10 protein-coding genes are annotated in these 11,009 nt (G+C 45.1%); 2 read left to right on the top strand and 8 right to left on the bottom strand.

Annotated features, from left to right (window positions below):
- Positions 1-9 precede the first annotated feature (9 nt).
- The 4 genes from DWX59_RS25785 to DWX59_RS25800 are packed head-to-tail and all read right to left on the bottom strand — an operon-like array spanning position 10 to position 4,458.
- Complete coding sequence (locus DWX59_RS25785) at positions 10-789, bottom strand: SDR family NAD(P)-dependent oxidoreductase (protein WP_117563024.1); 780 nt, start codon at positions 787-789, stop codon at positions 10-12.
- A gap of 11 nt (positions 790-800) precedes the next feature.
- On the bottom strand, positions 801-1,808 hold the full coding sequence (locus DWX59_RS25790) for an ABC transporter permease (RefSeq protein ID WP_117563025.1): 1,008 nt from the start codon (positions 1,806-1,808) through the stop codon (positions 801-803).
- Positions 1,809-1,822: 14 nt separating this feature from the next.
- Entirely contained in the window at positions 1,823-3,304 is a 1,482-nt protein-coding gene (locus DWX59_RS25795; protein ID WP_117563026.1) for a sugar ABC transporter ATP-binding protein, read from the bottom strand.
- 17 nt (positions 3,305-3,321) lie between these two features.
- On the bottom strand, positions 3,322-4,458 hold the full coding sequence (locus DWX59_RS25800) for a substrate-binding domain-containing protein (RefSeq protein WP_117563027.1): 1,137 nt from the start codon (positions 4,456-4,458) through the stop codon (positions 3,322-3,324).
- 1,228 nt (positions 4,459-5,686) lie between these two features.
- On the opposite strand from DWX59_RS25800, the gene DWX59_RS29090 reads away from it, so the two are divergent.
- Together DWX59_RS29090 and DWX59_RS25810 are read left to right on the top strand one after the other, a co-directional pair.
- Complete coding sequence (locus DWX59_RS29090) at positions 5,687-6,463, top strand: sensor histidine kinase (RefSeq protein ID WP_207660468.1); 777 nt, start codon at positions 5,687-5,689, stop codon at positions 6,461-6,463.
- Between the two features lie 14 nt (positions 6,464-6,477).
- Positions 6,478-8,085, top strand: a complete 1,608-nt coding sequence (locus DWX59_RS25810) for a response regulator (RefSeq protein ID WP_117563029.1) — start codon at positions 6,478-6,480, stop codon at positions 8,083-8,085.
- 6 nt (positions 8,086-8,091) lie between these two features.
- On the opposite strand, the gene DWX59_RS25815 is transcribed toward DWX59_RS25810, so the two are convergent.
- Genes DWX59_RS25815 through DWX59_RS25830 form a run of 4 tightly spaced genes read right to left on the bottom strand, consistent with a single transcriptional unit; the run spans position 8,092 to position 10,887 of the window.
- Positions 8,092-8,601, bottom strand: coding sequence for a tRNA (cytidine(34)-2'-O)-methyltransferase (locus tag DWX59_RS25815; RefSeq protein WP_173906054.1), 510 nt, complete (start codon positions 8,599-8,601; stop codon positions 8,092-8,094).
- A 7-nt stretch (positions 8,602-8,608) separates the two neighbouring features.
- Positions 8,609-9,781 (bottom strand): aminotransferase class I/II-fold pyridoxal phosphate-dependent enzyme, encoded by a 1,173-nt coding sequence (locus DWX59_RS25820; RefSeq protein ID WP_117563030.1) that lies wholly within the window; start codon positions 9,779-9,781, stop codon positions 8,609-8,611.
- A complete protein-coding gene (locus DWX59_RS25825; RefSeq protein ID WP_008726188.1) occupies positions 9,778-10,260 on the bottom strand; it encodes an Lrp/AsnC family transcriptional regulator in 483 nt (160 codons plus the stop codon). Before DWX59_RS25825 ends, DWX59_RS25820 begins: the two co-directional genes overlap by 4 nt.
- Positions 10,261-10,284: 24 nt before the next feature.
- Positions 10,285-10,887, bottom strand: a complete 603-nt coding sequence (locus DWX59_RS25830) for an AIR synthase family protein (RefSeq protein ID WP_117563031.1) — start codon at positions 10,885-10,887, stop codon at positions 10,285-10,287.
- Positions 10,888-11,009 lie beyond the last annotated feature (122 nt).

Raw genomic sequence — 11,009 nt, forward strand, 5'->3', positions numbered from 1 at the left:
ATGGCCTTCCTAACAAACCCTGAGCATCAAGCCTCCGTCAACGAGCACCGTGGCACCGGTCATATAGCGGAATGCATCTGATACCATGCAGGCCACCACATCCCCAATATCCTCTGGAGTCCCAACCTTTTTCAATGGAATCAGCCGCTCTGTCTCAGCAAGTTCCTTTGCATCCGCTAAATCCGGGTTCATATTAGTGAGGACCGCACCCGGGGCACATGTATTGACCCTAATCCCATAGGGGGATAGATCTGCGGCCAGACATCTCATCAACCCCTCCAAGGCACACTTCGTGCTGGTATATACGGCCTGGGGAGGCAATGGATTTAACGCATTAACAGAGGTGATGATTACTATCTTCCCATCCTTCTGTCTTTTCATGATTTCTCCAGCCCGCTTCAGTCCGAACAGCGCTCCTTTTACATTCGTTGCATACAGTGTATCCATTTCCTCCTGTGTGGTTTCCATAGCCCGTTTCCGTATGGTGAATGCAGCATTGTTCACATATATATCAAGGCGTCCCGTCTCCTTTTCATATATATCAAAAAAATCCTCTACCTGGGACTGGACCGAAACATCTATCTCATATGCCGCCCCCTTGACTCCCAAATCATCAAGCTCATTTTTTACCTCTTCCAGATATTTTTTATTTCTTCCCAGTACGGTCACATCTGCGCCCAGCTTTGCCAGGGACATGGCAATTGCCCTTCCGATTCCCTGGGTGCCTCCTGTAATAATGGCTTTCTTCCCCTCAAGGCTGAATACCTTATTGATATAATCCATCTGCATATTTTCTCCTCCTACGCTTGTTTTCTGCCCTGGAGTGTATTCATCACCACTGCAAATATCATCAGTGAACCCCTTACCACATATTGGGCATATTCCCCAACGTTTAACAGGGTCATGGCGTTGCTTACCACACCCAGGAATACAAGGCCCACCATAGTTCCCTTCATTGTACCGATTCCTCCGTTAAAACTGGCGCCTCCAATGATAACAGAGGATATGACTGTCATTCCCCAGTCTTTTGCAAAAGTAAAATTTCCAGCCATAACCTGTGAAGACAGGATAATACCACTGATAACCGCAGTTATCTGGACCAACACCATACATACCGTCTTTGTCCTGATAACATTAATTCCCGATAACCTGGCCGCTTCTGCATTGCCTCCAGATGCATAAACGTCCCGCCCCAGTTTTGTCTTGTGCATTATGATATAGATAAGCAGAAAGACAATCAGCATAAAGATTGCTGCATTAGGAATTACCTCCATTGTAAAGCCAGCCCCAATTGTACTGTACCATCCTGGAAAGGTCACTACCGGAAAACCATTGGATATCATTGCGCAGATACCATATAATACATTCATCATTGCTAATGTGACAATCATTGATGGCATCTTGAATTTTGTGACAAAATATGTATTTACAAGTCCTGTTACCGTCCCAACAGCACAGGCTGACAGAATCCCTATAAGAAAAACAAGCCACCCAGGCATTACCCCGCTGCTCCCCCATCTCCCCCAGCACAATCCAATCATAACACCTGACATTGCTACCGTGGAACTGACCGATAAATCAATTTCCCCACATATAATTACCATGGTCATACCAAAAGCAAGAATTCCCTGCATGGATATATTTCTTAAAATATTAAGGAAATTACCAGGTGTAAGGAAATATGGACTTGCAAACGCCATCACGGCAATCAGGACGAGCAACAGCAGTTCCAGTAAATATTGATTCAATGATATCCTGATGTTTCTTTGTCCTGATTTGATATTTGTCCGGGTCATTATCTTTTCCATTGTATCCTCCTTTCTCACATGCACATTGCATATAAATCATCAATCCCCAGATGGCCTATATCCTGTTCAGAAATTTCTCCTACAAGGCGCCCCTCATGCATGATGATGATCCGATGGCACACTTCCAGTAATTCTTCCAATTCTGTAGATACCATGATGCTGGATATGCCCTTACGTGCCTCATCCCATATAATCTGGAATATCTGCTGTTTTGCGCTGACATCAATGCCTTTTGAGGGTTCATCGAAAAACATTATTTTAGGATTGGTATTCAGCCAGTTTCCCACTACCACCTTCTGGGCGTTTCCGCCTGATAACGAAGTAATTGGATCATCGGGACTGGACACTTTTATTTGCAGATCCTGAATCTGATGCTGGGCAAACTCCTTTTCCAGACTCTTTTTCACAAAAATACCCTTAGAAATCAAGTCAGTACTTGCCATGCATATGTTCTGTTTGATTGTGTGCACCATCACAAGGCCTTCTGATGTCCTGTTCTCCTGAATCATGGCAAGTCCCCGTTTCTTCATTAGCTGAGGTGTTGCCTTTTTTATCTTTTCGTCAAACATGATGATTTCACCAGAGTCATATCTGTCTGCCCCAAATATCCCCCGCAGGAGTTCTGTACGCCCGGACCCCAGCATACCTGCAATCCCCAGCACCTCACCTTCTTTTAAAGAAAAGCTGATATCAGTAAATTTATCTTTCCTTGAAAGATTATTTACCTGCAGCACCACCTTGTTGCCTGGCTTTAAATCTTCCGGACGCTTTTTTATTTCCACACTGCCAAACATCATACGTATCACATCTTTGCGTTCCAGTTTATCCATGTTCTCAGTACCTATGAGTTTTCCATCCCTAAGAACCGTGCAGGTGTCCGCAATCTCCCATAACTCATGCAGTTTATGTGATACATAGATGATAATCACATCCTTTTCTTTTAACCGCCTCAGCATGGCGAACAGTGCCTGTGTTTCATGTTTTGCAAGCGCAGAGGTGGGTTCGTCCAGCTGCAGGACCTTCGGATGGAAGGACATGGCTTTTGCTATCTCCACCATCTGTTTGTTTCCGGCGCTTAAATCTTTTACAAGTATGTCCACCGGTATATCCAGCTGCAATTCATCTAATATATCCTTCGCAATACACTGCCCCTCTTTCCAGTTAATCATCCCATGTTTCATGGGCATTCTGCCCAGCAGGATATTTTCCGCCACATTTAGTCCCGGTACCAGGCTTAAATCCTGATAGACAGTTGCAATTCCCTTTTCAAACGCATTCTTCGGACTGTTAAACCGCATTTCCTTTCCATCCAGGAAAAACTCTCCTGACGTTGGGCTTATTGCTCCTGAAAATACTTTTAACAAAGTGGATTTACCTGACCCGTTTTTTCCCACAAAAGCATGGACTCTTCCGCTGTCAAAACTGACATTGATATGATTTAAAGCCAGTGTCCCGGGATATTGTTTGCTTATGTTTTTGGTCTCCAGCACACTCATGGTCCTGCTCCTTCCCTCTATTTCATTACACCTAAGTCCTTCATCTGTTGTTCATATATATCAATTGTTTCAGGTTCCCTTTGGTTCAGCACCATGTCCTCACATGCATTCCACTTCTGTACATACTGTTCTGTTGATGTATCTCCCATCAATACCTGAATACACTGTTCTGCGGCCCTGTATCCTCCTTCATAGGAATTCTGTCCTACTGCTACCTGGCATATATCGCTTTCCCGCATCATCTGTGATATCTGCACAGAGACATCGATTCCGAACACATATATCTGCCCTTCTTTACCCGCATTTTTAACTGCCATCGTAGACCCGACAATAGCCCCTTCATTTGCACAGAATATAATATCCAAATCCGGATTACCCGTAATTACGTCCCCTGCTACCTGAATTGCCTCATCCTGCATCCAGGCATCCTGATCAGTAACAACGCTATAATTCACTCCTTCATTGGTTAATGCATCCAGAAAAGCGTTTACACGGGTACTGGAGGCTTCATTGGCAAGCGCTGCAAATTGAAGGACTGCTATTTTTACTTGCTTGTCCCCATACATCTCTTTGACAATCGGCGCTGATATCTGTCCACATGTTTTGCTCATACTGGCATTATCATTTGCAAATACGCCATATAGATGGCTTAAATCTACATTTGCGTTTGGAGTACCATTGACAATCGTAACCGGAATACCCTTATCTGCAATATTGTTTAATGGGGTCAGTACCACTTCCGAGGAAGGTGCCCAGACAAGACCGTCAACCCCTTGGGTAACATACGTGTTCATCAATTCCAAATCCTTTGCGTTGTCCCCTCCTGTATTGGCTGTCAGGATCTGTACACCATAGTCTTTTGCAGCCTGCTGTGCAGCCTGGGTTATGATTCCCTGATGCTGGTCTTCCTGATAAACCACACATGCAATGGTAATATCCTCCGGTTTCATTGGTGCATCTTTTGGTTTTACAGGAAGCGTCCCCTGTGAATCCTGGCTTTCGGACGCTTCTGTTCCGTCTGTCCGGGCCTCCGTCTGGACGTTTTCCTGACTGTTCCCCGGGACTGGCGGTTCCGCCTTACCACCTGCACAGGCGCCCAATACCATGCTGATGCCTATAACTGCTGCTATCCACTTTCCTGCTCTTCGTTTCATGTTACCCCTCCGTTTTTCTTTTTTAATGGTTTTTAGGTTATCTATGATCTAAATCAACTATATCGGATTTATCCACTGTTAACAATTTGAGATTTTTTTGATTTATTGTACTTTTTTTGTTAATATTAAGATATGAATTTTAAAATTATCAATCAAATAGGGTGGGGGCATGAAAAAGAAAGATAATATCACGAAATCCATGGGCAGTTTTCGTTTTAAAATAATATTTGTATTTTTAGTGATTGCACTTATGCCCTGCATTCTTATTACCTGTTATTTTTTTATATCAGCTAAAACCATCATCACCAAACGTACCATGGATTCTATCAACAGTTCCCTGTCCAATACCCAGGACCACATAATGTCCGTGCTGAACGTATGTGAACCTCAGATTGAAAATCTGGAAATAACTATAAATAACCTCTTTTCTGAATTTCCGGACAAGGACCAGTCAAAAAACGGAAGCATCATGATTGATGATTACCAGGAACTCCTCCGGATCCTCAAACGTTTAGATACCGTTATACAGACTCAGTTTCCCGCATATACACAGAATTCATGCATTTATATATATCTTCCCGGAGAGCACACATTCATTGATTCATCCACAACTTATTATGAGGATATTGACCCTGAATCCCTGGATTATTACTGCAAATACATAAATTCTGATAAAAGGCACTTTTGGGTTCCTACATCAAAAATAGATATCTACGCCCTTAATCTTATGGATAGATATGCAAAAAAACAAAATTATTTAAGCTATCTCACCAGCTTTTGTAAACCTGATGGTTCTCCTCTGGCCTATATAAGTTTTAATCTTCCTGTCAGTCTGTTCAGCGAAAGTTACCGACGCAATCAGATTGAGGATAAGGGGGATTTACTGGTATTTAATCAAAATGAAATCTTAATATGTACGTCCGGAAATGACGGACAATATTTACATACCCCCGAACTAATCAATTATCTGGATAAAACCGTTGATAATACAAAGACTCCTTCGTATCTACATATTGGTCAGGATAAATATCTGGCAATTGCGGGACATTCCTCTGAATATGGCGTAACCTTCCTTCATCTTCTCTCAGAAGATGTATATCTAAAGGATATAAAAAATGTGTTCACCCCTCTTTTGATATTTTTAGCATTGCTTATTGTTTTTCTGCTATTAATTGCCATTGGCGGCGCCAGCTATTTTTATCAGCCGGTATCTATTTTAAATCATGCAATGAGGCAGGTAGCTGCCAGGAACCTATCCTTCCGGATTAAGGAACAACGCCAGGATGAATATGGTCTGATTTATAAGGGATTCAATTCCACCGTATCAGAAGTAGAATCATTGATTGCCCACCTTACAAATGAACAGCTGCTTAATAAGGAAGCCACCATCCACCTCCTCCAGGAGCAGATGAACCCGCATTTTATCTATAATACCCTGGAAACCATCTATAGCTTATCTGAACTTGGGCGGATAGAAGATGTTTCCACTGTTACACGGGCCATGTCGGATTTCTACCGGATTAGCCTGAGCGAAGGCAGGAACGAAATCCCGCTGGGGGATGCAATCAAAATAGCCGAGTATTACCTTACTATCCAATGCACGCGTTTTAGGGGAAAGATCCATTATGATATCAAAATCCCCCCGCAATATAATAAGGTCATCGTACCTAAATACTCCATACAGACCATAGTGGAAAATTCCATTTACCATGGCGCGGAACCCCTGTCCAAATCAACTACAGTAACCATCCAGGCACATGAAGATGGGGATGGATTAATTATCATCATTCAGGATAATGGGATTGGGATTCCTGAACAGAAACTGAAACTAATCCAAAGTCAGATAGAACAACCGGATTTGGAAGGGGAAAACTTCGGGATCCACAATCTGAGCCTGCAGATCAGACTGAAATTCGGTGATGATTACGGCGTCAGGATTGAAAGTGTATATGGTGAAGGAACCCTTGTTTATATCCGTGTTCCTATGGCCTATCAACAGACTTAAGGGAGGTAACCGATATGTACCGTTTATTAATTGCGGATGATGAACCGCTTGTAAAAGAACGCCTGACAAAAACAATCCCGTGGAAAGATTTTGGAATTACCCAGGTATTGACTGCTGCTGACGGAAAAGAAGCCCTGGACCTTGCATTGGAACATAGTATTGATGTTATTATTACAGACATACGAATGCCGATAATGAATGGTATTGAATTATTGGAAACCCTTGCAAAGGGGAGTTGTAAGGCTAAGGTTATTCTTATAAGCGGTTATGCGGATTTTCAATATGCGCAGAAAGCGCTTAGATTGGGGGCCATCGATTATGTTATGAAACCTGTTATTGCAGATGAACTGATAAAAATTGTTTTGCGAATCACTGAAATGATAAAACAGGAGCGGGAGGACCAGCAGAAACTGCATTTTGCCAACCAGCAGATACACGAAAACCTGGATGTACTGCGCAAAGAATTTTTCTGGAACACGATTCTCGGAAGAATCAACTCAGAGGATGAATTTTACCGGCAGGCAACAGATTTACAGTTATCAATAAGGAATCTGCCCTGTCTGTATTTTGAGTTTACTTTCATAAAAAAACGTCCTACGGAATCAACAGCTTATGTCCTACTATTACGTTCCACCATTGAGGCACTATCGGAACAGATATCAGACAGGGACATAAAATGTTACTGTTTTTCAGTTGAACATGACATAATATCCGGACTCCTTTTTACCCGCAAAGATATAAGTTATCTATCACACCGTATGGATGATGTTTTAATACATATCCGTCATATACTGAACACCATATCCCATTATTCGTTCCAGCTATATATGAGCAGCGTATATACATCCCCCACCCATCTCCAACTGGCCAGGGAAGAAGTATTATGCCTGAAGAGAAAAAACAATAGTTTCAATTATGGGATGGATACACATGTACCTCCTGAAGAATACTCCTTGAATTATTATAGACCAGACAACATTGACTCCCTGACCTATGCCATCATCCATGGAAGTATTGCCGAAACCACACAATGGGTAAACCATACGCTTTTAAACCTTCCCTCCGGATGCGTGCAATATGATTTAAGGATGACAGCTTTTAGTATCATAAACTCTGTTATCGAACATTTAATTGAATACGGGGCCTCTCCTCAGGAAAGTTTTTCCCAGCTCACCATTGTCCTGTTTACAAACCTGGATAAAATACAGGATATCCCCACCTTCCGGAATTTTTTAAATGCGATATTAAATGTCATCATATCTGATGTCCGGATGGACAATCCAGATACCCGCTCCAGTACCATAACAGGCATCCTGGAGTATACCAAAAAGCATTTTAGGGAATCAATCACATCCAAAACAGTAGCAGAGGCATTTTACTTCAATCCGTCTTATTTCAGTAAACTATTTAAAAATGAAGTAGGAATCCATTTTACAAAATACCTGACCAACCTGCGTTTGGAGGATGCAAAAAAGGCCCTGGAAAATACCAACGATAAAATCGCTAATATTGCCAGGGCAACTGGATATGAAGATATACAATATTTTGTGAAACTATTTAAAAACCATACCGGTCTTACACCGAGTCAATACCGGGAATCCAAACGGCTCAATATTGGGTGAAGTACCTTACATATCACTCTTCCAATGCAGCTGATGCAGCTCCCCCTTAAGCTCCATCTTCTCAAACCCATGCTGCCTCAGCGCCTCATACAGCACAATGGAAACAGAATTGGAAAGGTTCAGGGAACGGATATCACCCCACATGGGGATACGGACGCAGCGGTCTTCATTCTCTACCAGGATTTCCTCGGGAATCCCGGCGCTTTCCTTACCAAACATCAGATAGCAGTCTGTTTCGTATTTCACATCGGAGTAAACCTTGTGGGCCTTGGTGGTGGCAAAATACATGTGCTCCAGGGCGTCCGGGTTGCGCTCCAGGAAATCCTGGTAATCACTGTACACGGTCACGTCCAGCTTGTCCCAGTAATCCAGCCCAGCCCGCTTAAGCGCCTTCTCATTCAGCTTGAAACCCAAAGGCTCAATCAGATGGAGCCTGGTCTGGGTGGCCACACAGGTGCGGCCGATGTTGCCTGTATTGGACGGCATTTCCGGCTCCAGTAATACTACGTTCATCATAATACAGTCACGCCTTTCCGTCCAGCCTGTTAATAAAGCGCTCAATCCGGCTTAAGGCTTCCTTCAGGTTTTTTAATGAGTAGGCATAGGAAATCCTTACAAATCCCTCGCCGCAGCCGCCAAATGCGGTTCCCGGCACGACCGCCACCTTTTCCTCCTGCAGCAGCCTGGTTGCAAACTCCTCTGAAGTCATGCCAAACCGTTTGATGTTGGGAAAGGTATAGAATGCGCCCTTTGGCTCAAAGCATTCGATTCCCATCTCAGCAAATGCATGAAGGAGGAAACGGCGGCGCTGGTTATAGGATTCACGCATCATGGCCACGTCCGGGTCCCCATTCTTAAGGGCAGAGACAGCCGCGTACTGGCTGGTGGTGGGCGCGCACATGATGGCGTACTGGTGAATCTTGAGCATCTGTTCCAGTATGGCCGCCGGGGCAGCTGCATAGCCCAGACGCCAGCCAGTCATGGCGTAGGCCTTGGAAAATCCGTTAATCAGCACGGTCCGCTCCTTCATGCCCGGGAATGACGCAATAGTCACATGCGGCTCATCCCCATATGTAAGCTCAGAGTATATCTCATCGGATACAACAAACAGATCCTTTTCCAGGACAATCTCCACAATCTTCTCCAGGTCTTCCCGTTCCATAATCGCGCCTGTGGGGTTGTTGGGAAAGGGAAGCACAAGAATCTTGGTCTTGTCCGTTATCTTTTCCAGCAGTTTCTCCGGGGTCAGCCTAAACTGGTCTTTTTCTTCCAGCTGGATTGCCACGGGTACGCCGTCCGCCAGGGTGACACAGGGCATGTAGGACACGTAGCTGGGCTGGGGAACCAGGACCTCATCCCCGTCATTGAGCATGGCACGCATGGCAAGGTCGATGGCCTCGCTGCCGCCCACCGACACCAGCACTTCCCTGTCCGGGTCATAGACCACCCCGCATCTGCGCTTCAGGTATTCGCAGATTTCTACCTTCAGGGGCTTTAAGCCTGCATTGGAGGTATAGAAGGTACGCCCTTTTTCCAGGGAATAAATGCCTTCTTCCCGTATATGCCAGGGTGTTTCAAAATCCGGCTCGCCCACGCCAAGGGAGATTGCATCCTTCATCTCGCTTACAATATCAAAAAATTTGCGGATGCCTGAGGGCGGTATGTTTACAATTTTATCTGATAAGGGATTTCTCATGGGGTAATCAACATCCTTTCATCCTGTACCGGCTCACTTATGATGGTGCCGTGGTCTTTGTACTTTTTCAGTACGAAATGGGTTGCAGTGCTGAGCACGGACTCCATTGGCGCCAGCCTGTCAGATACGAACTGCGCCACCTGGCGCATGGTCTTTCCTTCGATGAATACAGTGAAATCATAGGCGCCGCTCATCAGGTAAACCGCCTCAACCTCACTGTACTGGTATATACGCTCCGCAATCTTGTCAAATCCCATACCTCTCTGGGGAGTCACCTTTACCTCGATAAGGGCAACTACCTTCTCATCGCTGGTATTGTCCCAGTTAATCAGGGTATGGTATCCGCAGATGATGTGTTCTTTTTCCATCTGCGCTATCTCGTTGGCAACCGCCACTTCACTTTCCCCCAACAGGACCGCCAGGTCTTTAATATCAATCCTGCTGTTCTTCTCAATGACTGCAAGAATCTTCTCTCTCATGTTCAACATCCTCCATCCTGATTATTATATTGTAGTGACAATTTTAAGCAGTTCATCCGGCTTTGGCCGTTCCAGATAGCCTGCCGCCTCTTCTCCGTGACGGACCTGCCTTGCAATGCCCTCTGTCACACATCCGATGACAGCCGCCTGAATCCCTTGCGCGCTTAATCTCCTGACCAGCTGTCCTCCCCGGTCAGCCGCCATGACAACACAATTGCCGCACAGCAGCCTGTAAGGATTCAGCTCATAGAATTCACAAATCTCCACCGTAATCTGCCGGATAGGAAATAATCTCAAATCCACATCAATGCCGGCATTAAAAATTCCGGATAAATTCCAAAGGGCAGCTAACACGCCGCCCTCTCCTGCATATTCGTAGGACGACACAGGGCAGCGGCCCTGTGCAGCCTCACATTCCATCCATTGTTTTACGGAAATGTCTTCCGTCTGGTCCAGACACCTTAAGAACATAGGGGAAAAATGTGTCTCAAGTTCTTCCCTCTTATATTGGCCGATTCTGCGTGTACCGGCAAGACCGGTGAAACCCGCCATCACCAAATCCTGGCCCGGTTTCATAAAGCCATCCCGCTTCTCAAACCCTCCCGGGCCCTGGCCTGCAGTCCTCATCCCGCTGCCTCCGGTATGGGCGTGACCACCGGAGCCGGATCTGTGGCCGGGGCCACCGGAGCCGGGTCTGCCGGCGCCGCCGGGGCTGGGTCCGCGGGTGCGGCCGGGGCCGGATCCGCCGG

Origin of the sequence: Enterocloster aldenensis, assembly GCF_003434055.1 — a bacterium.
Classification (GTDB): domain Bacteria; phylum Bacillota; class Clostridia; order Lachnospirales; family Lachnospiraceae; genus Enterocloster; species Enterocloster aldenensis.